Raw genomic sequence first — 20341 nt, forward strand, 5'->3', positions numbered from 1 at the left:
TTGCAACAGAGGGCCGCAGGCATTCGCCTCGTCTGGCCCTCATCGGGTCATGCTTCTTCTCTCCTGTTCCTTTCGGGTGCGAGCGACGTCAGACGACGAGCCGGCCCGGCGGGAGCGGATCATGCGGCCAGAGCGGCCGGTTGATCTTGCGATAGGGATATTTGCGCACGTCGAGATGCGAGGGGCCGCCGCCATCGGTGTAGATCACCTCGCTGGCGATGGGCCCGTAGGCCGCATGGAAATGGTTGGTCGACTTGACCGAGACGATGCGCTTCTGCGTCGGGTCGATGCCGACGCTGGTGAAGATCTCCAGCCCCAGCGCCTGCGTCCGGTGTGAGAGCAGCGCGACATCGATGCCGTCGATGCGGATGCCGACCGCATTGCCGATCGGCACCTTGGCGGTGCCGAAGCTCTGGGTACCGTTTCTGACAGCACCGAGCACCGTCACCTCGCCATCGACGGGCGTGCCCGAGGTCGAGGCCGCCTTGCCGCCGAAGCGCAGCGGAATGGTCGCGCCGACGCCGGCCGTCAGGCAGAACTCGACCGCGACCGGGTCCCAGACCGGGCCGACCGCGGCGTCGCCGATGCCGCGCTCACGCAGCCGGTGGATGATGTTGGTGTTGTCGGAGGCCGCGCCGCCGCCGGCATTGTCGGTGGAGTCAGCGATGACGCGCGGACCGTTCGCAGCACCGCCGAGCGCGCGGTCGAGCGCCTCGTCGAGCGGGGTCACCGGCGGGGCGAACTGGCCCTTGAGCGAACGGAACTCCTCGCCGAGCTTTGCCGCGAGCGCATCGCCCTTCGCCTTGTCGTTGTCGGTGATGACGAGCACGCGGGTGCCGATCTCCGGCACGTCGCCCTGCTGGAAGCCATGAGCCAGCGAGACCGAAAGGATGCCGTCCTTGCCTTCGAGCGCGCTCATCCGGTCGACGAAGGAGCGGCCGGGCTCGCGCGTCGTCGGCACCAGCTCGATCATCCGGCAATCGTAGAGCGACATCACGGGTTTGATCGTGCCGCGGATCGTGCCGAGGATGATGTCGACCAGCTCCTCGGCCCGTTCGACGAAGTCGATATGCGGATATTCCTTGTAGAGGATGACCGCATCGGCAAGGCGCACGCGCTTCTCGGTCAGGTGGCAATGCGGGTCGAGCTCGACGCCGATCGGCACGGAGGGGCCGACGATGGCGCGGACATGTTCGATGATGTCGCCTTCGCAATCGTCATAGCCATGCGCGACCATGGCGCCGTGCAGGCCGAGCAGCACGCCGTCGACCGGCAGCGCCGCCTTGAGCTGAACGAGGATCTCGTCGCGCATCTCCTCGTAATCGGCCTTGGCGCAGGTGCCCGACGGCTCGGCCCAGAAGCAGGAGCCCTCGATCAATTCGAAGCCCTCGCGCTTGGCGCGCTGCCGCGCGACATAGAGCGGGGCGGTGGTGTGGGTCGCCCGGTCGGGATGCTGGCCCGCCGGGAAATAGGCGGACGCCTCGAAATTGGCCCGGGATGTCGGGATCGGAGAGAACGTATTGGTCTCGGTTGCGAGCGACGCAGCAAACAGACGCATAAGCTACCTTTCCGACAATGTGACCGTCATGTTCGGTTGGCCGCGAAGGCCATGTCAAGCTGCAGCGCGAGCGCGGAATGCTGCAGCCGCTGCATGGGTCGCGAGCGTCTCATTATTGCAGATGAGACGCATTGTCATTTTTGTCGCCGGCTTTGCTCCCGGTGAGGCCGGGCCGGCCCCGGGGCTCACTTCGCCAGCGTCACTTCCCACATCCGGAGCTTGGACTGCCAGGGCTGGAAGCCGGAGATGGCCTTGCTCATCGCGACGGCATCGAGCCCGTTATAGAGGAAGATCAGCGGCACCTCGTCGATGACGCGGCGATGCAGATCGTCGAAGATCGCCTGTCGTTCGGCCTTGTCCGAGATCAGCATCGACTTGTCGATCAGCGCCTGCGCTTCCGGGTTGTCCCAGACCTTGCGCGGCTGCTTGTCCTTCGGGCCGGAGAACTGCTCGAAGGCGATCGCCGGGTCGAAGCGGGCGGAGAACGAGAAGGACTGCATCTGGTAGTTGCCCTTGTTGAACCGGTCGAGCTGCGTCGCCCAGTCCAGGATCTCGATCTCGGCATTGATTCCGACCGCCTGCAGCATCTGCTGCCAGACGACTGCCGCCGGGAAGCTCGGCACGGTCGGGCGCTTGTTGGCGAGGATCACGATCTTCTCGCTCTTGTAGCCGGCCTCCTGCAGCAATTGCTTGGCACGGGCCGGGTCGTATTGATGGCCCTGCTTCTGGACCGCGCCGAAATAGCCGGAGGTCGAGTAGATCGGCGAGTTGTTCGGCGTACCCAGGTTGTTGGAGGCGGCCGCGACCAGCTCGGGATAGTCGAGCGCGGCCGCGATCGCCTGGCGCAGCTTCTTGTTGCCCATGACAGTGTCTTTGGTCTGGATCAGGAAGATGTGGCGCACCGCATTGGGGGCGACCGCGACCTTCAGGCTCGGCACCTTCTTGAGTTCCTCGACATCGCTCGGCAGCGTCTCGCTCATCTGGACCGCGCCGGAGATCAGCGCGGCCTTCACGGTGGCTGCATCCTTGACGATCAGGAACTTGACCTCCTTGAGCAGCGGGCGCTTCGAGCCGACATAGCCGTCGATCTTGCCCTGGCCGGGCGACTGGTAGCCGTCGAAGGCGGTCATGGTGAAGTACTCGCCGCGCTTCCACTCGCCGAACGTGTAGGGGCCGGTGCCGATCGGCTTGTCCCACGTCCCGTCGGCCTTGACGGAATCCTTGTGCAGGATCGCGGTCATCGCGCAGTCGGTCCGCGCCATCGTATCGAGGAACAGCGCGTTCGGCTTGTCGATTGTCATGACGAAGGTCTTGGCATCGGGCGCCGAGACGGATTCGACCTTGAGGCCGCTGCGCCCGTCGAATTCCGACGTGCAGCGCCACTCGGTCTTCGGATCCATGTAGCGGTTCCAGCTCCACAGCACGTCGGCGGAGGTCAGCGTCGCCCCGTTGTGGAACTTCACGCCGTCCCGCAGCGTGAAGGTATAGGTCTTGCCGTCGGCCGAGAGATCGACCTTCTGGGACAGCAGCGGCGCGGCATTGCCGCCCTCGTTATAGCCGACGAGCCCCTCGACGAGCTGCAGCGCGAAATCATCGGTGCTGTCGTCGCGGTTCACGCCGGGATTGTTGCTGCGGATGTCGGCCGCCACGGCCACGGTGATCGACTGTGCGGCGGCCGGGCTTGCGCAGGCGGCGAGCAGCACGGCAAGGGCGAGTGGACGTCTCATGGCATCGGCTCCCTCAAGGTGTCGCCACAAGCGGCGCGATCGATGTCTGTCAGGCGGCCTGCTCGGTCGCGAAGGGCTCGCCGGTCAGGCTGTAGCAAGTGAAATGCCGGTTGAGCGCCGGCAGCGGTGCCACCTCCATCACGCCCTTGCCCGGTTCGAGCAGGATCATCGCCACGCTGGCGGTGATGTCCCCGCGCTGGCCGGGGCGCGGCGGGCGGCAGACCGAGAAGGGCGACAGGAAATCGTCGAACAGCGCGGCCTTCAGGTCCTCGCGCCCAAGCGGCCGGCGCGGCTCGTTCAGCAGCTTGCGGACGCGCCAGTCGCGATAGGGGCTGTCGGGCGCGCTGGCGATGCCGGTCTCGCGCAGCTTCGTCAGCGCCGCCGGGCTGGTCCAGTGATTGGCATGCACGATCAGCCCGTCCTCGGGCAGGATCGGGAAGGCCTCGTCCGGCGCGCATTCGAGATCGATGCCGAAGCCCTTGTCCTGGCTCAGCATCATGTTGGTCGAACAGGCCTTGGGCGTGGTCGCGACCACCTTGATCGCCAGCGCCAGATGCTCCTGTTCCATCGCCTTGCGGCGGATCAGCGCCAGCGGCACGCCCTCCTGGCAATAGTCGCGGTCGCTGCGCAGGTAATTGCCGGTGACGCAGATGCCGGCCTCGTTCATGCCGTGCCGGCCCAGCCCGCCGGCCTCGACGAAGGTCAGCAGGTCCGGCCCGTCGCGGCGTTTCACCCTGAGCACGATCGCGGTCCTGGCGCATTCCGGTTGCCAGTCCCAGTTCTGGCCCTGGATGACGCCGCCGGTGGCGCTGCGCTCCGGCAGGATGATCGCGCCGGTGCAGCCGTCATTATCGGCCTCGTCTTCTTCCTCTTCCTCCTCGGCGCGGTTGGCGAGCAGCCTTGCCTTGGCGACGATCTCGGTGCGGGCGTTGATCATGATGATCGCGTCGAGCGGCACGCCGGAGCCGTCGGCGATGCCGCGCATCTCCTCCAGATAGGCCTCGTCGAAGGCCGCGATACCCTGCCGCGCCTCGTCGATCAGCTTGCCGCGCAACGTCGGGCTGGAGCCCAGCCCGTCCAGTTGGCCGGCATAGAACCGGGCGCTGCCGGCAATGCGATCCGGCACCGCCGCGCCATAGCTGCGCCCGCGCTCATAGGGAGCGCCTGACACCGAGACGAAGGGGAATGGTTCGATCATGAGACACTATTGTGTTTTTTGATTGACCAAGATGCACAGTGGCGCATCATTCCGCGGATTGTCAAATCGCTCTCGAAGAAGCGGAAACACGGCATGGCCAGCACCCTGCACGGCGAGATCATCGGCGATATCCTGCGGTTGGCCCGCGACGAGGGCTGGTCGGTGGGCGCGGCCGTCGGCGTGAAACCCTTGGCGGCGCGGTTCGGCGTTTCACGCACGCCGGTGAGAAGCGCGCTCCTGACGCTGGTCGAGGCCGGCCTGCTGACGCGTGCGGAGGGCCAGGGCTTCAGCCTGCTGCGACCGGTCGATGACGTCGCGATTGCCGCGCATATGCCGATGCCGGCCGGCGGTGGCGAACTCTACCAGAGGATCCTGACCGAGCGGGCGCGCGGCGAGCTCCCGACCGAGGTCACCGAGAACGCGATGCTGGCTCATTTCGGCGCAGCCAAGGGCGATCTGCGCAAGGCCCTGATGCGCCTTTCCGCGGAAGGCCTGGTCCAGCGCCAGCGCGGCCATGGCTGGCGTTTCACCGAGAGCCTGGATACGCCGGAGGCCATCCTCGAATCCTACGCCTTCCGCATTGCCATCGAGACGGCGGCGCTCAACCAGCCCGGCTACAGCGTCGATGCGGTGGAGCTTGGCCGGCTGCGCACGGCGCATGAGGCGCTGATGCGCCGGCCGGTGGGGGAGGTCACGCCGCAGCTCTGGTTCGAGGTCAATTCGACCTTCCACGAGACGCTCGCCTCATGGTCGCGGAACCGCTTCTTCCTGCAGGCCGTCCGGCGCCAGAACGCGCTGCGGCGTATGCATCAATTCGCCGATTTCTGGGAACTGGAACCCGAGCAGATCCTGCAATCCTGCCGGGATCACCTCGCCATCCTCGCTGCCCTCGACAAGGGCGACCGGGAGGGTGCCGTGCGACTGCTCGTCGAGCATCTCGCCGGAGCCGCCCGGGACTGGGAAGGGCAGCCGCCGGAGAGTTCAGGGCGGCCCTGACGTATAGCCGCTAAAGCGACAACTGCGAACCGGCCTCCGCACAGCTCGCCTTGAGCGCTCTCAGGATCGCATCTTCGTCGGTCGCGATGCCGTGGCGCTGCAGGCAGGGCACCAGGATCGCAGCTTCCGCATGTCCGCCGGGGCCGATCACCGGGCAGGCGATATCGGTCACCGCCATGATGTCGCGGCTGGCCGCGACGCGATGCCCGAGGGCGCGAATTTCGGTAAAGGTCCGCTCGGTGTCCGCTGCTTCGAGGCGCAGCTTGTCGGCCTGCGAGGCTTCGCGCATGAGCTGGCGCCGGCGTGCCTCGCTCTGGAAGGCGAGGATGAGCAGGCCGGAATTGGCGTCGAGGGCGGGGCGACCATAGCCCGGCCGAACGATGACGCTGGCATCGAGATGGCCCGAGGTGGTCGCCAGCACCACGGTCTGCGCCCGGCTCAGCACGACGAGATGCGCGACCTGCCCGCTCGCCTCGCTGAAGCGCTCCATCACCGGCAGCACGATCGAGGTGAGCTGGCGGCCGGCCGGCGTGCGGATGCCCAGATCGAACAGCCGCCGCGACAGTTCCAGCCGGTCCGTCCCGGCCTCGCGGGCGAGATAGCCGCGCTGCTGCAGCACGAAGACCATGCGGAAGATCTCGCTCTTCGAGCGGGCGAGACGCTCGGCGATCTCGCGGGTCGATAGCGGCTCGCCGACTTCGGCGAGGAGTTCGAGGATGTCGAGCCCCTTCTCCAGCGCCGGCGCCGCGTAGCTGCCCTTGTCTCCGTTCTCGGTATCCGGCAGGTCGCTCATGTCTCTCTGTTTCATATATGAAGCTTGACATCAAATAAGAAACGAACCTAGCCTCGCCGTCAAAGGGGAGGCGGATGGTACGATCGTCGGATCATATCGCAGGTTCTGGGGGCGTCGCGCTGCTGTCGCGAGGCGGCCGGCCATGAAATACGGCCTGCAGTTCCGCGATGTCTTCGCCGCCTGGGAATCGATCCTCGACGGCGTCTGGATCACGCTGCTGCTCTCTGCCGTCGCGATGGTCGGCGGCCTCGTCATCGGCATCGCCTGCGCCGCCGCCCGCGTCTATGGCCCGACATGGCTGCGCCGCATCGTCGGCACCTATGTCGAGGTCATCCGCAACACGCCGCTGCTGGTGCAGCTCTTCCTGATCTTCTTCGGGCTGCCGAGCTTCGGCATCAGGCTCGACGGGCTCACCGCCGCGATCATCGCGCTGGTCGTCAATCTCGGCGCCTACACCACCGAGATCGTCCGCGCCGGGCTGGAGGCCGTGCCGAAGGCGCAGGTCGAGGCCGGTCACTCGCTCGGGCTCTCCGGCCTGCAGGTCTTCCGCTATGTCGTGATGTTCCCGGCACTGAAGGCGATGTTCCCGGCGCTCGCCAGCCAGTTCGTGCTCTTGATGCTGGCGACCAGCGTCGTCTCGCAGATCTCGGTCGAGGACCTGTTCCACGTAGCCTCGATCGTGCAGTCCCGTACCTTCCGCGATTTCGAGGTCTACACCGTCATCGGCGTGCTCTATCTCGGGCTCGCCTTCGCCTTCCGCGGCCTGTTCGCGGGCCTCTACTATTGGGCGTTCGTCAGACGATGATCCGCGAATTCGGCCTCATCGATGTGATGTACCTGATCGCGGCGGCGCGCTGGACGCTGGCGCTGACCGCGACCGCCTTCATCGGGGCATCGCTGATCGGCATCGTCATCGCCATCGCCCGCATCCTGCCCTTTGCGCCGCTGCGCTGGCTCGCGGCCGCCTATATCCACATCGTCCAGGGCACGCCGCTTCTGGTCTGGCTCTTCGTGATCTTCTTCGGCCTGCCGCTCACCGGCATCTCGGTCAATCCATGGATCGCCGCAGCGCTCGCCTTCTCGGTCTATGGCAGCGCCTTTTTGGGCGAGATCTGGCGCGGTGCGCTGGTTTCGATCGCGAAGACGCAATGGGAGGCCGGCGCCTCGCTCGGTCTCTCGCTCGGGGAGCAACTGCGCTACGTCATCGTGCCGCAATCGATCCGTGTCGCGATCCCGCCGACGGTCGGCTTCCTCGTCCAGCTCATCAAGAACACCTCGCTCGCCGCGGTGATCGGCTTCGTCGAGCTGACGCGCGAAGGCCAGCTCACGGCGGCCGGCACCTACAAGCCCTTCGCCGTCTACATCACCGTCGCCGCGATCTATTTCGCGATGTGCTTCCCCCTCTCGCAATGGAGCCGCTCGATCGAGCGGAAGCTCGATGTCGCTCGTTGAAATCCACGGGATCAACAAGAGCTACGGCTCGGTGCAGGTGCTGAAGGACGTCACGCTCGACGTCGCCAAGGGCGAGATCATCGCGGTGATCGGCCGTTCCGGCTCGGGCAAGAGCACGATGCTCCGCTGCATCAACGGGCTGGAGCCGGTGCAGGCCGGCGTGATCCGCATCGACGGCACGCAGGTCAACGATCCCAAGACCAACCTGCGCAAATTGCGTCAGGAGGTCGGCATCGTCTTCCAGAGCTTCAACCTGTTTCCGCATCTCTCGGTCTGCGACAACATCACGCTCGCCCCGCGCGTCGTGAAGAAACAGGCGCCGCAGGCCGCCCGCGAAGTCGCGCGCGAGGTGCTCGCCCGCGTCGGCCTTGAGGACAAGCTCGACGCCTATCCGTCGCAGCTCTCCGGCGGCCAGCAGCAGCGCGTCGCCATCGCTCGTTCGCTCGCGATGCGCCCGAAGCTGATGCTGTTCGACGAGGTCACCTCCGCCCTCGACCCGGAGCTGACCGGCGAGGTGCTCAAGGTCCTCGAATCCGTCGCGAGCGAGGGCATGACCATGATCCTCGTGACCCATGAGATGGGCTTCGCGCGCCGCTTCGGCTCGCGCGTCGTCTTCATGCATGAGGGCCGCATTCACGAGCAGGGGCCGGCTGCTGCCGTGCTGGCCGAGCCGAAGACGCCGGAACTCCAGACCTTCCTCAGCGCGGTCCTGCACTGAGGCGGAACGACAAGACAACATCAACGAGGGGAGAGAAGACGATGCGTTCACTGTTCGCAGGTTTAGCCGCCCTGGCCGTCGCCGCCTTCGGCGCTGCCGAGGCCAAGGCCGACAAGCTCCAGGACATCCTGTCCAAGGGCGTCGTCCGCATCGGCGTGCCGCTCGATGCGCCGCCCTTCGGCTCGCAGGATGCCGACCGCAAGGCGATCGGGTTCGACATCGAGATGGCCGAGATGGTCGCCAAGGGCCTCGGCGTGAAGCTGGAGATGCAGCAGATCACCGGTGCCAACCGCATCCCCTTCCTGATGACCGACAAGGTCGACATCGTCATCTCGGTGATGGGCCTGACGCCGGAGCGCGCCCGGCAGATCCAGTTCACGGCGCCCTATGCCAACACCTTCCTCGCGGTCTACGGCGCGAAAAGCTCGGCCGTGTCGAGCCCGGAGACGATCGGCTCGGCCCGCGTCGCCGCCGCCAAGGGCACGACGCAGGAGCTCGCGATCTCGGCCGCCGCGCCGAAGGCGAGCCTGATGCGCACCGAGGACGACGCGACGGCCGCCGCCGCCTACATCACCGGCCAGGCCGATCTGCTGGCCACCAACTCGATCGTGGCGCAGGCGCTCGCCAAGCAGAACCCGAACAAGGAGTTCGAGCGCAAGTTCGTCATCCGCCGCAGCCCGGCCCATATGGGCGTGCAGATGGACCAGCATAACCTCGTGCGCTGGCTCGACGGCTTCATCTTCTTCAACGCGATGAACGGCGAGCTCGACCGGCTGCACCGCAAGTACCTGGACATGCCTATGGACCCGCTGCCGACGCTCTAGTTGAGTCGTCAGCCGTCATTCTCGGGCGAAGCGTAGCGAAGACCCGAGAATCTCCTGATCAGAAGGCGCTGGTCGGAGCCTGCTTATGCCTGAGATGCTCGGGTCAAGCCCGAGCATGACGGCTTGCATCGATCCTCCCCGTCTCGGGGAGGCCCCCTAAGTCATGCCAATTCACGTCCGATCGAGCCCGCCATGACCACCACCACGCGCCCCAAGCCGACACCGCGCCCGTCCAGCGCCTTCCTCACCGTCGACCCCGACCGCGAGGGCAAGCAGACCGGCTTCCTGATGATCCCGCATTCGCCGCATGACGATGCCTGGGGCGCGACCCGCGTGCCGATCGCCGTGATCAAGAACGGTTCCGGCCCGACCGTGATCATGGAGGGCGGCAACCATGGCGATGAATACGAGGGGCCGATCACGATCTGCGACCTGATCCGCGATCTCGATCCCGGCCGCGTCCAGGGGCGGCTCATCCTGATGCCGGCGAATAATGTCCATGCGGTCATGGCCGGCCAGCGCACCTCGCCGGTCGACGGCCTCAACTTCAACCGCACCTTCCCGGGAGATCCGCGCGGCTCCATCACCCAGCAGATCTCGGCCTTCGTCAGCGACCATATCCTGCCGATCGGCGACGCCTTCCTCGACCTGCATTCCGGCGGCTCCTCGCTCGACATCATCCCGAGCGCCATCGTCGAGCCGACCGATGATCCAGCCCTGCACAAGCGCAATGTCGCGGCGGTACAGGCCTTCGACGCGCCGATGATGGTCGTGATCAGCAATCTCGGCGAGCCGCGCACCGCGACCGCCGCCGCCTGCCGCGCCGGGCTCGTCACGGTCGGCACGGAGATGGCTGGCGCCGGCACGGTCTCGCTGGAGGCGCTCTCGGTCTGCCGGCGCGGCGTTGCCAATGTGCTCGATCATCTCGGCGTCGTCGTCCGCGAAAAACCCGAGCCCAGGCGCGGCGATGGCCAGATCCTCGAACTGCCCGGCATCTCGGCCTATGTCTATGCGACGGCGGACGGCATCTTCGAGCCCTTCCACGCCAATGGCAGCAAGGTCAGCGCCGGCGAGCCGGCCGGCCGGATCCACTGCACCTGGGACCCGACGCGCCCGCCCGAGACGCTGCATTACGCCGCCGACGGCATCCTCTACGGCCGCCGCCAGCCGGGCCGCGTCAAGCCGGGCAATTGCTGCCTGATCGTGGCGGCGCCCTATCGCGGGACGCTGTGATGATAACGCGCGACGATATCCGCGCCGCCCGCGAGCGCATCGCGCCTTACATCCGGCAAACCCCGACACTGCCCTATGCGAAGACGCGCGGCGGCGATTTCGGCGGCGATGTCACGCTGAAGCTCGAATTGCTGCAGGCCGCCGGTTCCTTCAAGGCGCGCGGCGCGATGAACCGCCTCCTGACCCTGTCGAAGGACGAACTAGCGCGCGGCGTCGTGACCGCGTCCGGCGGCAATCACGGCCTCGCCATCGCCCGCTCGGCCCATGTGCTCGGCGTCAACGCCACGATCTTCCTGCCGTCCAACGCCGCGCCGGACAAGATCGCCAAGCTGCGTGACTGGGGCGCCGACGTCCATATCGTCGGCGCGATCTGGGACGATGCCAATGCCGCCGCGCTCGCCCACGCCGCCAAGACCGGCGCGACCTATGCCCATCCCTTCAGCGATCCGGTCGTGGTCGCGGGCCAGGGCACGCTCGGCCTCGATATCCTCGACGACATGCCGGATGTCGACATCATCCTCGTCGCCATTGGCGGCGGCGGATTGATCACCGGCCTCTCGACGGCGGTGAAGGCCCTGCGCCCGCAAACAAGGATCATCGGCATCGAGCCGGTGGGGTCGCCGACGCTTCATGCCTGTCTCGCTGCGGGGCGTCTCGTCGCGCTCGACAAGCTGGAGACCCGCGTCGCCACCATGTCCTGCCGCCAGACCGATCAGGCGATCTACGAGGCGACAGCCCGCAATGTCGACGAGATCGTGCTGATCACCGATGCCGAGATGGAGCAGGCGGCGAAATCGCTCTGGTTCGAATTCGGCATCGCCGCCGACTTGTCGGGCGCGGCGGCGGTTGCCGCGCTGCAGTCGGGACGGATCGCGTTGTCCGGCGGCGAAAAGGTCTGCGCGCTGGTCTGCGGCGCCGGCACGGATGGTTGCCTGCCGGGTTAGGCGCGCGCTTCGTTATTGAAGAAGCCGGGCGGCCCCATCTGCCCGCCCTTCAGTACGATCTCCAGTCCATCGAGACGCGCATCGCCGGAATGGGCGCGGCAGAGCGGCGCGCCGGGCACGCAAGGCCCGCGATAGGACAGGCCCCAGAGCGGCAGGGACCGGATCGCCATGGTCGAGGTGTCGCCGCCCGCGACGACGAGCCGGCCGAGGCGCGCTTCGGCGATGATCGCGGCCAGCAAGGCTCCGGTTGCTTCGGCAACCGCGCCGGCCGCGGCCGGAGCACCTGCGGGCTGTTCCGTCACCAGCATCACATCGCCTTGAGCCAGTTGGGAGAGGGCGGCTGAACGGAGCGCCGCCGCATAGCTTTCATCCGCGAGAAGCCGTCCGGCCTCGACAGGCAGCATCGCATAGCCTCTCGCGGCTTCGACCTGCGCCCGTGTCACGGGGGAAAGGCTGCCGACGAGGGCAAGGACCGGTCCGGTGCCGCGATGCGTCGCATCGGGAGCTGGCGGCACGACAGCCGCCTTGCCATGCCCGGTCGCGAAGGCACGAGCGACGGAGCTCGCGCCAACCGCGAGCATCGGAGCATTCTCCAACGCGGTCGCGAGTAACCCACCGATCGCCGACAGGTCGGCTTCCGTCGAGACGTCGAACAGAACGGCGGGCTTCCCGCTCGGAAGCGCGGCCTGCGTGATCGAACCATCGGCATAGGCGCGATAGTCGACGAGTCCGATATCTGTAAGCCCCTGCGCGGCGAGATGCCGGCGCAGATCGGCTTCCGCCATCGGCGTCACCGGATGCCGGCTCATCGTCGGATGCCGGTCGATGCGGTGGACCGTGCCGTCGCCGCCGGCCGCGAAGAGGTTACCGAACAGGCAGAAGCGCCCGAGATTGGGCTGGCCGCCGAGGATCGCCACGAGCGGGTTCGGGAAGAGGGGCTTCAATGCCGCGACGGCCGCGCCGATGCTGCCGATATCAGGCGCGCTGTCGAAGGTCGAGCAGCATTTGTAATGCATCAGCTTGACGCCTTGCCCGGCGAAGAAGCGACCGATTTCCGTCAGCTCAGCCCGAATCGCCTCCGGCGCCATGGCCCGGCTCGCCCCGGCGATGCCGATCGCGTCGAGCGGGCCGGCCGCCGCGAGCTGCGCCTCGCTCGGCTGGCGCAGGAAGAGCAGGGCGCGAAAACCGCGCTCTGCCAGCGTCGCCAGCGTGTCGGTCGAGCCGGTGAAATCGTCGCCGTACCAGCCGTAGAGAGGCATGCGCTTCGCGGTCACGGCGCGCTAGCCCGTCTTGCCGCCGAAGGTGTCGAGCGCCTGTTGCAGTTCCGGATGCGACCGCGCCGCCTCGACCAGCGACGTGCCCTCGGCCACGGCCGCCCAGGCCTGCCGGATGCTGGCGACACCGGCTTTCGGTCCACCGGGATGGGCCAGAATGCCGCCACCGGCCATGAACAAGAGGTCGTCATGGCCGATCGCGTCCCAGGTCGCCTGCGCCGTGCGGGCCCATTGCCCGGAGGAGAAGGCCGGCATCACCCGGTCGTCGGCGCCATCGGTCAGCGGCGTGACGCAATCCCTGGCGGAGGTCACGACCTCCTCGTCCTCCTGCGCGAATTTCCCCTGCAGGCCATGGACATGCATATGGTCGACGCCGGCCAGTCGCCACAGCACCTGATAGGCCTGGAAACCGATGCCGAGCAGCGGATGGCGCGAGAAGGCGCCATAGCCGTTGCGGTGGCCGTGCAGGGCGAGATCGGTCGAGCGGCGCAGGGTCTCGATCGCCGAGAAACCGCACCAGTTCAGGCTCGCCATCACGCAGGAACCGCCCTCGCGCTGGACGAGATCGGCATGGCGGCGCATCGCATCGGTCTCGTCGGTGATGTTGAAGGCGACCATGACATGTTTGCCGGTCTTGTCCTGGTGCCGGCGCACCGCCGCCATCACGGCCGGAATGCGTTCGGCCAGAGGCGCATGCACGGGATCGGCCGAGATCTCGTCGTCCTTGATGAAGTCGAGCCCGGCTTCGCACAGGCTGGCGACGAGCTCCGCCGTCTGCGCAGAGCTGAGGCCGACATTCGGCTTGATGATCGAGCCGACCAGCGGCCCTTTCGCCGCACCGGTCAGGCGTCGCGTGCCGGCGATGCCTTGCGCCGGCAGCGGGAAGCGCCGGCGGTAGGACCAGGGCAGGGCGATGCTTTCGAGCCTGAGACCCGTGACCTCGCCGAGATCGTAGAGATTGCCGGCGACGACCGCCGCCAGCGTCGCGAGATTGGCGCCGACATTGTCGACCGGGAAGGAGATCGTGACCCGCGCCCGCCGCCACGGCCCGCTGACGCCCTTTCGGGCGAGCCAGGCATTCGGCAGGCTGGGCTCCGTTGCGGGCTCCAGCTCCTCGATCCGGGTGACGATGGCGCGGGCCCGCTCGCGCAACTCGTCTGTCTCCCCGGCGACGCGGGCGAAGGTGCCGCAGGATTGCTCGCCCGCCATCACCTCGGCGACCCTGGCCGGGGCGAGCGGGGTTTCGATCAGGTAGGTCGCTTCGAAGCGGTTCTGCGAAGATGTCATCAGAAATCGAACTCCCGGGTCATCCCGGACAAGCCGCGTCAGCGGCGCCGATCCGGGATCCATGCCTGAACGGTTCCGGCATGGATCCCGGGTCTCCCTGCGGTCGCCCGGGATGACCCGGACGAGGCAACTTCACGCCGCCGCGGCAGCGAGCTTGCTCAGGTCGGGGAAGGGCCGCACCGGGTCCTTGCCGTCCCAGATCTCCGACGCCTCGCGGATTAGTCTGAACATCTCGCCCTTGGGGCCGGCGACTTCCGAAAGCTCGATCACCGTGCCCGGATGGTAATGCGTGTCGAAATAGACGAAGCGCCCTCGCTCGCCGACCTCGCCCGACATCACCGGCTTGAAGCCCTCAGTGACGAGTCGCTCCAGATCGGCGTCGTAGTCCGACGTCCAGTAGGCGACATGCTGCAGCCCGGTCAGCCCCGCATCGGTGAAGTCCTTGTACATCGACGGCACGGCGTTGCGGCACTGGATCAGCTCGATCTGGAGCGGGCCGGAATTGGCCAGCGCCACCGAATTGTGCGGCTCGTAGGCCTCGCCCTTGTAGCGGTAGTTTTTGATCGGGACCTTGGGGTTGTAGAAGAACGGTCCGACGCCCAGCACGCGGCTCCAGTAGTCCATCGCCGCCTCGATATCCGGGACGACATAGCCGGCCTGACGGATCTGGCCAAAGAAGCGGCTCATGGGCGTTGCTTTCTGATTATCAGGATCAAAGGAAGCCGATGGAGATCCACGGCACGGCAGCGACGACGAGAAGGCCCAGCAACAGGGCGAGGATGTAGCCCCAGATGTATTTCAGGCCCTCATCGGGATTGATCTTGCTGATCGCGCAGGCGCCGTAATAGCCGACGCCGAAGGGCGGGGCGAAGAGCCCGATGCCCATCGCGAAGATCACGACCATCGCGTAATGGACCTCGTGCACGCCGACCTGCTTGGCGATCGGGAACACCAGCGGGCCGAACAGCACGATCGCCGGGATGCCCTCGAGCACGCTGCCGAGGATGGTGAAGGCGACGATCGAGATGCCGAGGAAGCCCCAGGTTCCGCCCGGCACGGCGGCCATCGCCTGAGCGAGGTCGCGCGAGAAGCCGGATTGCGTCAGCCCCCAGGCCATGGCGGTGGCGCAGCCGATGATGAAGATGATCGCGCCGGTGAGCGAGGCCGTCTCGACCAGCATGCGCGGCAGGCGGCGCCAGTCGAACTGGCGATAGAGCAGGATGCCGGCCAGCACCGCATAGGCGATGCCGATGGTCGAAACCTCGGTCGCGGTCGCGACACCCTCGACCACCGCGGCGCGGATGACGAAGGGCAGCGCGATCGCCGGCAGCGCGACCAGGGCAAGCTTGCCGATTTCGCGCCGGGAGAAGCGCTTGACGTTGCTGAGGTCCTCGCCGCGGCAGCGCCACCAGACGACGAAGCAGAGCGCGACGCCGAGCACCACGGCGGGCAGCATGCCGCCGGTGAACAGCGCCGCGATCGAGACGCCAGTGACCGAGCCGATGGTGATCAGCACAATCGAGGGCGGGATCGTCTCGGTCTGCGCGCCGGTCGCCGAGAGCAGCGCGACGAGATCGCCGGGCTTGGCACCCCGCTTCTGCATCTCTGGGAAGAGCACGGGCGCGATCGCCGCCATGTCGGCGATCTTCGAGCCGGAGATGCCGGAGACGAGGTACATCGCGCCGACCAGCACATAGGACAGGCCGCCGCGGACATGGCCGAGCAGGCTCGCCAGGAACTGAATCATGGCGCGGGCCATGCCGGTCATTTCGATCAGCGCGCCCAGGAAGATGAAGAGCGGCACCGCGAGCAGGATGAGATGGCTCATGCCCTCGTCGAGCCGGCCGACCATGACCAGCATCGGCGTCGACGTTGTGCAGGCGAGATAGCCGAAGGTGGCGAGCGCGAAGGAGAAGGCGATCGGCACGCCGGAGAAGACGTTAAGTGCGACGACGCCGACGAAGAAGACGATCAGGTTGAGCTTGCCGAGCGGCTTGAGCGAAGGCCCGGCGAGCCAGAACAGCAGCACGAGCAGCGCGGTGATCCCGATCGCGAGCAGGGCGGGTTTCAGCGTCGAAAAGCGCAGCAGGCGGCAGCCGGCGGCGATCAGCATCAGGCCGACACCGACGGGGATTGCCGCCGCGCGCCAGGCATTGCTGATCTCCAGCGCCGGCGTGACGATGAAGTTCTCTTCCTCGGCATATTCGACCGCATGCGGCATGATCAGGAGGAGGAAGGCGATCGAGGCGGTGATCGCGACCGCCTCCAGCAGCGCCCGCGTCTGCGGCGAGACGCGGGAGACGAGGCCCGTCATGCGCATATGCTCGCCGCGCCGCAGCGCGACGACGGCGCCCAGCATCGAGAGCCAGAGGAATAGGATCGAGGCGAGCTCGTCCGACCAGACCAGCGGGGCGTGGAAGACATAGCGCGCCGTGACACCGGCCCCGAGGATGATGATCTCGACCAGAACCAGCACCGCCGCCACCGTCTCGACCAGGCCGCCCAGGGCACGGTCGAGATGGCCGGCGAAGCGGCCGAGCCCGTTGGCGGGCATGGCGGCAGCGGGAAGGGGCGCGCTATGGGCATCCATCGGGGCGTTTCCTGTCTTGTGCTTTTGGGCCTTATAGGCCCGCCCGCACCCCTCAGGCCAGCTTGCCGACGGCGTCTTCGAGCAGGCTCCAGGCGTCCTTGCCGAAGCGCTCCTGCCATTCCTTATAGAAGCCGCTTTCCCGCAGCTTGGCACGGAAGGAATCCGGGTCTGTCTTGTTGAAGGCGAGGCCTTTGGATTGCAGGTCCGCCTGTACGGTTTCGTTCAGCTTCTTGATGTCGCCGCGCTGGGCGACGCCGGCATCGTTGATCGCATTCGCGACGATCGTCTGGACATCGGGCGGCAGAGCGCGCCAGGCGCGCCCGTTGGCGATGAACCAGAACCCGTCCCAGATATGGTTGGAGACGGCGCAGCTCTTCTGAACTTCGTAGAGCTTGGCGACCTGGATGATCGGCAGCGGGTTCTCCTGCGCGTCGACGACCTTGGTCTGCAGCGCGGTATAGACCTCGGAGAATTGCAGGCTGGCCGGCGCGGCATCAAGCGCCTTGAACATCGAGATCGAAAGCGGGCTCACCGGCACGCGGATCTTGAGGCCGGCCATTTCCTTGGCCGTCTCGATCGCCTTGCCCGAGGTGGTCATCTGGCGGAAGCCGTTGTCCCACATCTTCTCGAAGGCATAGAGGTTCACCTTCGAGATGGCGTCGCGGACATGGGCGCCGAGCTTGCCGTCCATCGCCTTCCAGACCTGGTCGTAATCGGCGAAGGCGAAGCCGACGGCGTTGATCGCCGCGACGGGCACCAGCGTCGCGATGACGAGCGCGGAGGGCGTGAAGAAGGTGATGCCGCCATTGCGCACCTGGCTCAGCATGTCGGTATCGCCGCCGAGCTGATTGTTCGGGAAGATCTTGATCTCGACCCGGCCGTTGGTTTCCTTCGCGACGCGCTCGGCCGCCTCCTGGGCGCGGATGTTGAGCGGGTGGCTGAGGGGCAGGTTGTTGCCGTATTTTAGCTCGATCTCGGCGGCGCGCGCGATATGCGGCATGGCGATGAACGAGGCGGCAGGCGTAGCGGCGAGCGTACGCAGCACCGTGCGGCGCGTGAAGTTCGTCATGGTGATCCTCCCGGTATCGCTGATGCGATTTGATTGATTGCGGTCTTCTTGCCCTCAGATTAGGAAGCTGGAATGATGGTGGTCAAACTCAAATACTGATGGTTTTTGATGTGACTCTATGACGGACACCGCAGAGAAAAACGGTAGCGGTGAAAGCCTGCAGCGCCGCCGGATGGCCCGCATCGCCGATGTCGCGGCGCTCTCCGGCGCCTCGACCGCAACCGTCGACCGGGTGCTGAACCAGCGGCCGGGCGTACGTGCGGCCACCGTCCAGCGCGTTCTGAAGGCCGCGAGCGAACTGGGCTATGTCCTCGATCCTGCCTTGCCGGCGCAGGCCTTCACGCCGATGCGTCTCGCTTTCCTGCTGCCGGCCGGGAGCAACCGCTTCCTCGCGATGCTCGGGCGCCATATCGCGGAGGCGCAGGAGCAGCTCGCCTCTTTCAACATGCGCGCCCGCGTCGAGTTCATCGAGAGCTTCAAGCCGGAACTGCTGGCCCAGCAGCTCCGGCAGGTCGGGCGCGATGTCGACGGTATCGCCTTCATGGCGCTTGAGCACCCGGCGGTGCGCGAGGCGGTGAACGGCCTCGCTGAGCGCGGCGTGCCGGCCGTGACCCTGATCTCCGACATCGCCAATGCGCGTCGTGCCGCCTATGTCGGGCTCGACAACCGCTCGACCGGGCGCACGGCCGGCTATCTCGTCGCCCGCTTCATCGGCAAGCGCCCGGCCAAGGTCGCGATGATCGCCGGCAGCCTGAGCTACCGCGCCCATGAGGAGCGCGAGATGGGCTTCCTCCATCTCTTCGAGGAGATGTTTCCGCAGATCGAGGTGGTCGGCCTGCGCGAGGGGCTCGACGACGAGGGGCGCAACTATCGCCAGGCCAAGGCGCTGCTCGCCCAGCACCCGGACCTCGCCGGCATCTACAATATCGGCGGCGGGCCGGAGGGCATCGCGCGCGCCTTGAAGGAGGCCGGCCGCCAGCAGGAGGTGGTCTTCGTCGGTCATGGCCTGACGCCGGCGACCCGCGCGCTCCTGCTCGACGGCACGATGGACGCGGTCATCACCCAGCATCCCCATGCGGCATTGATGAGCTGCATCGCGATCTTCGCCAATCTGCGCGCCGGCCGCCCGGCTCTGGAGGGCACGGCGCCGCCCAGCATCGAGATCATCCTGCGCGAGAACCTGCCCTAGACTTCCGCAGGAGACTTGCATTCCCGGAAACAAAGAGGGAACATGCGCGCATGTCCCTTCCGGATTCCGTCCTCAATCCGCCGCCTGCGCGGCCCGATATCACGCGCATCGTCTGCCGCGGCGCGGCGCGTCACCTGCGCGAGCGCGGCTATGCCATCGTCAAGGAAATGACCTTCGCCAATGGCCGGCGCGGTGACATCGTCGCGCTCTCGCCATCCGGTGAACTCTGGGTCGTCGAGGTCAAGTCCGGCATCGCCGACTATCGTGTCGACGGCAAATGGCCGGATTATCGCGACTATTGCGACGGCTTCCTCTTCGCCGTCGCGCCCGAATTTCCGCGCGAAATCCTGCCCGACGATGTCGGCCTGATCGTCGCCGACGCTTATGGCGGCGACTTGCTGCGCGAGCCGCCGCGCCATCCCCTGAGCGCGGCGCGCCGCAAGATGCTGACCATCGCGCTGGCGCGGCTGGCCTCGAGCCGGCTTGCCTCGATCGAGGACCCCGACGGATCAGCCTGATAAGGCCGTTTCTCGGGCTCCGGCCATTGCCGCTCTCGGCATCGTGGCGAAGCGGCGCAGGTCGATCTCCGCGACCAGGAAGTCGATGAAGGCGCGAACGCGCGCCGGCAGCTTGCCGCCATGGCCGACATAGACGGCGTGGATGTCCTCGACATCACCGGGATTGAAAGCCTCCAGCACCGGGACGAGCCGGCCGGCGGCGATGTCGTCGGCGATATGGAAGAGCGAGAGCCGGGTCAGGCCCTGTCCCGCCAGCGCCAGCCGCCGCGCGCTCTCGCCGTCGCCGACCGTGACGCGGCCATGGGCCGGCAGGAAGACGCGCTGGCCGTCGATGACGAAGGGCCAGGTGTCGCGATGCCTCGCGAAGTTGAAGGTGATGAGATCGCTGCCGGGCAGCTTTTCGGGATGATCCGGCGCGCCGTGCGCCGCCAGATAATCCGGCGAGGCGACGATCGCAGAGAGACTTTCGCCGAGCTTGCGCGCGACAAGCTGCGAGGACCGCAGCGGCCCGACCCGGATCGCGACATCGGCCCGCTCGTCGACGAGATCGATCACCGCATCGGTGATCGAGATATCCAGTTGGATGCCGGGATGCGCCGCCATGAAGCGCGGCGCCACCGGCAGCAGGAAATGCCAGCCGAACGCGACATTGGCATTCACCCGCAGCCGCCCGCGCGGGATCTGGCAGGCGGCGACGGCCCGCTCGGCCTCGTCGAGATCGGCGAGTACGCGCAATGTCCGCTCATGGAAGGTCGTGCCTTCCTCGGTCAGCATGAACTTGCGGGTCGAGCGCACGATCAGCCTGACGCCGAGCCGCGCCTCCAGCCGGGTGATGAGCTTGCTGACGGCTGAGGGCGTCATCCGCAATGCGCGCGCCGCCGGGGAGAAGCCGCCGAGCTCGACGACGCGGGCGAAGACCTCCATCTCGCCGGACCGGTTGATCTCGCTGCGCGGCATCGTGAATTCATCTC

At 67.0% G+C, this 20341-nt stretch carries 19 protein-coding genes; 9 read left to right on the forward strand and 10 right to left on the reverse strand.

Features of this window, described 5'->3' with window-relative positions; all coding sequences use genetic code 11:
• Positions 1-88: 88 nt before the first annotated feature.
• The 3 genes from ACFJGT_RS00830 to ACFJGT_RS00840 form a co-directional block, all read right to left on the reverse strand.
• Complete coding sequence (locus tag ACFJGT_RS00830; protein WP_377844863.1) at positions 89-1558, reverse strand: M81 family metallopeptidase; 1470 nt, start codon at positions 1556-1558, stop codon at positions 89-91.
• A gap of 185 nt (positions 1559-1743) precedes the next feature.
• Positions 1744-3285: an ABC transporter substrate-binding protein gene (locus ACFJGT_RS00835; protein ID WP_377844866.1), complete on the reverse strand. Its 1542-nt coding sequence runs from the start codon at positions 3283-3285 to the stop codon at positions 1744-1746.
• Between the two features lie 49 nt (positions 3286-3334).
• On the reverse strand, positions 3335-4483 hold the full coding sequence (locus ACFJGT_RS00840; protein ID WP_377844868.1) for a C45 family autoproteolytic acyltransferase/hydolase: 1149 nt from the start codon (positions 4481-4483) through the stop codon (positions 3335-3337).
• A 93-nt stretch (positions 4484-4576) separates the two neighbouring features.
• Here ACFJGT_RS00840 and ACFJGT_RS00845 point away from each other — a divergent pair, with 93 nt between their 5' ends.
• A complete protein-coding gene (locus ACFJGT_RS00845) occupies positions 4577-5479 on the forward strand; it encodes a GntR family transcriptional regulator (protein WP_377844871.1) in 903 nt (300 codons plus the stop codon).
• Between the two features lie 10 nt (positions 5480-5489).
• Here the strand turns inward: ACFJGT_RS00845 and ACFJGT_RS00850 are convergent, their stop codons facing one another.
• The gene (locus tag ACFJGT_RS00850; RefSeq protein WP_377844875.1) at positions 5490-6272 is read right to left on the reverse strand and encodes an IclR family transcriptional regulator; all 783 of its coding nucleotides are present in this window, start codon (positions 6270-6272) and stop codon (positions 5490-5492) included.
• A 142-nt stretch (positions 6273-6414) separates the two neighbouring features.
• On the opposite strand from ACFJGT_RS00850, the gene ACFJGT_RS00855 reads away from it, so the two are divergent.
• The 6 genes from ACFJGT_RS00855 (at position 6415) to ACFJGT_RS00880 (ending at position 11443) form a co-directional block, all read left to right on the forward strand.
• Positions 6415-7077 (forward strand): amino acid ABC transporter permease, encoded by a 663-nt coding sequence (locus ACFJGT_RS00855; protein WP_377844877.1) that lies wholly within the window; start codon positions 6415-6417, stop codon positions 7075-7077.
• The gene (locus ACFJGT_RS00860) at positions 7074-7724 is read left to right on the forward strand and encodes an amino acid ABC transporter permease (RefSeq protein WP_377844879.1); all 651 of its coding nucleotides are present in this window, start codon (positions 7074-7076) and stop codon (positions 7722-7724) included. The genes ACFJGT_RS00855 and ACFJGT_RS00860 overlap by 4 nt, the downstream gene beginning before the upstream one ends.
• Positions 7711-8442: an amino acid ABC transporter ATP-binding protein gene (locus tag ACFJGT_RS00865; protein WP_377844882.1), complete on the forward strand. Its 732-nt coding sequence runs from the start codon at positions 7711-7713 to the stop codon at positions 8440-8442. Before ACFJGT_RS00860 ends, ACFJGT_RS00865 begins: the two co-directional genes overlap by 14 nt.
• A gap of 41 nt (positions 8443-8483) precedes the next feature.
• A complete protein-coding gene (locus ACFJGT_RS00870; RefSeq protein WP_377844884.1) occupies positions 8484-9266 on the forward strand; it encodes a transporter substrate-binding domain-containing protein in 783 nt (260 codons plus the stop codon).
• A gap of 192 nt (positions 9267-9458) precedes the next feature.
• Positions 9459-10499, forward strand: coding sequence for a succinylglutamate desuccinylase/aspartoacylase family protein (locus ACFJGT_RS00875; protein ID WP_377844886.1), 1041 nt, complete (start codon positions 9459-9461; stop codon positions 10497-10499).
• Entirely contained in the window at positions 10499-11443 is a 945-nt protein-coding gene (locus ACFJGT_RS00880; protein ID WP_377844888.1) for a threonine/serine dehydratase, read from the forward strand. Before ACFJGT_RS00875 ends, ACFJGT_RS00880 begins: the two co-directional genes overlap by 1 nt.
• Here ACFJGT_RS00880 and ACFJGT_RS00885 read toward each other — a convergent pair.
• The 5 genes from ACFJGT_RS00885 to ACFJGT_RS00905 all read right to left on the reverse strand — a co-directional run bounded on the left by ACFJGT_RS00885 (position 11440) and on the right by ACFJGT_RS00905 (position 17663).
• Positions 11440-12717 (reverse strand): four-carbon acid sugar kinase family protein, encoded by a 1278-nt coding sequence (locus ACFJGT_RS00885; protein ID WP_377844891.1) that lies wholly within the window; start codon positions 12715-12717, stop codon positions 11440-11442. The genes ACFJGT_RS00880 and ACFJGT_RS00885 overlap by 4 nt on opposite strands.
• 6 nt (positions 12718-12723) lie before the next feature.
• Positions 12724-14004 (reverse strand): ribulose-bisphosphate carboxylase large subunit family protein, encoded by a 1281-nt coding sequence (locus tag ACFJGT_RS00890; protein ID WP_377844893.1) that lies wholly within the window; start codon positions 14002-14004, stop codon positions 12724-12726.
• Positions 14005-14136: 132 nt separating this feature from the next.
• A complete protein-coding gene (locus ACFJGT_RS00895) occupies positions 14137-14691 on the reverse strand; it encodes a VOC family protein (RefSeq protein ID WP_377844895.1) in 555 nt (184 codons plus the stop codon).
• 25 nt (positions 14692-14716) lie between these two features.
• The gene (locus ACFJGT_RS00900) at positions 14717-16558 is read right to left on the reverse strand and encodes a TRAP transporter large permease subunit (protein ID WP_377848889.1); all 1842 of its coding nucleotides are present in this window, start codon (positions 16556-16558) and stop codon (positions 14717-14719) included.
• An 88-nt stretch (positions 16559-16646) separates the two neighbouring features.
• On the reverse strand, positions 16647-17663 hold the full coding sequence (locus tag ACFJGT_RS00905) for a TRAP transporter substrate-binding protein (RefSeq protein ID WP_377844897.1): 1017 nt from the start codon (positions 17661-17663) through the stop codon (positions 16647-16649).
• 118 nt (positions 17664-17781) lie between these two features.
• Here ACFJGT_RS00905 and ACFJGT_RS00910 point away from each other — a divergent pair, with 118 nt between their 5' ends.
• Positions 17782-18852, forward strand: coding sequence for a LacI family DNA-binding transcriptional regulator (locus tag ACFJGT_RS00910; RefSeq protein ID WP_377844899.1), 1071 nt, complete (start codon positions 17782-17784; stop codon positions 18850-18852).
• Between the two features lie 50 nt (positions 18853-18902).
• Positions 18903-19370: an MmcB family DNA repair protein gene (locus tag ACFJGT_RS00915; protein ID WP_377844901.1), complete on the forward strand. Its 468-nt coding sequence runs from the start codon at positions 18903-18905 to the stop codon at positions 19368-19370.
• On the opposite strand, the gene ACFJGT_RS00920 is transcribed toward ACFJGT_RS00915, so the two are convergent.
• Positions 19362-20327, reverse strand: coding sequence for a LysR family transcriptional regulator (locus ACFJGT_RS00920; RefSeq protein WP_377844903.1), 966 nt, complete (start codon positions 20325-20327; stop codon positions 19362-19364). The genes ACFJGT_RS00915 and ACFJGT_RS00920 overlap by 9 nt on opposite strands.
• Positions 20328-20341 lie beyond the last annotated feature (14 nt).

It is taken from the genome of Allobosea sp. UC22_33, from assembly GCF_042700715.1.
In the GTDB taxonomy this organism is placed as follows: Bacteria; Pseudomonadota; Alphaproteobacteria; order Rhizobiales; family Beijerinckiaceae; genus Allobosea.

Excerpts from the sequence above, each read along its gene's own strand:
- ACFJGT_RS00890 (WP_377844893.1), bottom strand. The coding sequence starts at position 14,004 with ATGACATCTTCGCAGAACCGCTTCGAAGCGACCTACCTGATCGAAACC.
- ACFJGT_RS00835 (WP_377844866.1), bottom strand. The coding sequence starts at position 3,285 with ATGAGACGTCCACTCGCCCTTGCCGTGCTGCTCGCCGCCTGCGCAAGC.
- ACFJGT_RS00895 (WP_377844895.1), bottom strand. The coding sequence starts at position 14,691 with ATGAGCCGCTTCTTTGGCCAGATCCGTCAGGCCGGCTATGTCGTCCCG.
- ACFJGT_RS00850 (WP_377844875.1), bottom strand. The coding sequence starts at position 6,272 with ATGAGCGACCTGCCGGATACCGAGAACGGAGACAAGGGCAGCTACGCG.
- ACFJGT_RS00880 (WP_377844888.1), top strand. The coding sequence starts at position 10,499 with ATGATAACGCGCGACGATATCCGCGCCGCCCGCGAGCGCATCGCGCCT.
- ACFJGT_RS00845 (WP_377844871.1), top strand. The coding sequence starts at position 4,577 with ATGGCCAGCACCCTGCACGGCGAGATCATCGGCGATATCCTGCGGTTG.
- ACFJGT_RS00860 (WP_377844879.1), top strand. The coding sequence starts at position 7,074 with ATGATCCGCGAATTCGGCCTCATCGATGTGATGTACCTGATCGCGGCG.
- ACFJGT_RS00905 (WP_377844897.1), bottom strand. The coding sequence starts at position 17,663 with ATGACGAACTTCACGCGCCGCACGGTGCTGCGTACGCTCGCCGCTACG.
- ACFJGT_RS00830 (WP_377844863.1), bottom strand. The coding sequence starts at position 1,558 with ATGCGTCTGTTTGCTGCGTCGCTCGCAACCGAGACCAATACGTTCTCT.
- ACFJGT_RS00900 (WP_377848889.1), bottom strand. The coding sequence starts at position 16,558 with ATGCCCGCCAACGGGCTCGGCCGCTTCGCCGGCCATCTCGACCGTGCC.
- ACFJGT_RS00920 (WP_377844903.1), bottom strand. The coding sequence starts at position 20,327 with ATGCCGCGCAGCGAGATCAACCGGTCCGGCGAGATGGAGGTCTTCGCC.
- ACFJGT_RS00915 (WP_377844901.1), top strand. The coding sequence starts at position 18,903 with ATGTCCCTTCCGGATTCCGTCCTCAATCCGCCGCCTGCGCGGCCCGAT.
- ACFJGT_RS00910 (WP_377844899.1), top strand. The coding sequence starts at position 17,782 with ATGACGGACACCGCAGAGAAAAACGGTAGCGGTGAAAGCCTGCAGCGC.
- ACFJGT_RS00870 (WP_377844884.1), top strand. The coding sequence starts at position 8,484 with ATGCGTTCACTGTTCGCAGGTTTAGCCGCCCTGGCCGTCGCCGCCTTC.
- ACFJGT_RS00865 (WP_377844882.1), top strand. The coding sequence starts at position 7,711 with ATGTCGCTCGTTGAAATCCACGGGATCAACAAGAGCTACGGCTCGGTG.
- ACFJGT_RS00875 (WP_377844886.1), top strand. The coding sequence starts at position 9,459 with ATGACCACCACCACGCGCCCCAAGCCGACACCGCGCCCGTCCAGCGCC.
- ACFJGT_RS00855 (WP_377844877.1), top strand. The coding sequence starts at position 6,415 with ATGAAATACGGCCTGCAGTTCCGCGATGTCTTCGCCGCCTGGGAATCG.
- ACFJGT_RS00840 (WP_377844868.1), bottom strand. The coding sequence starts at position 4,483 with ATGATCGAACCATTCCCCTTCGTCTCGGTGTCAGGCGCTCCCTATGAG.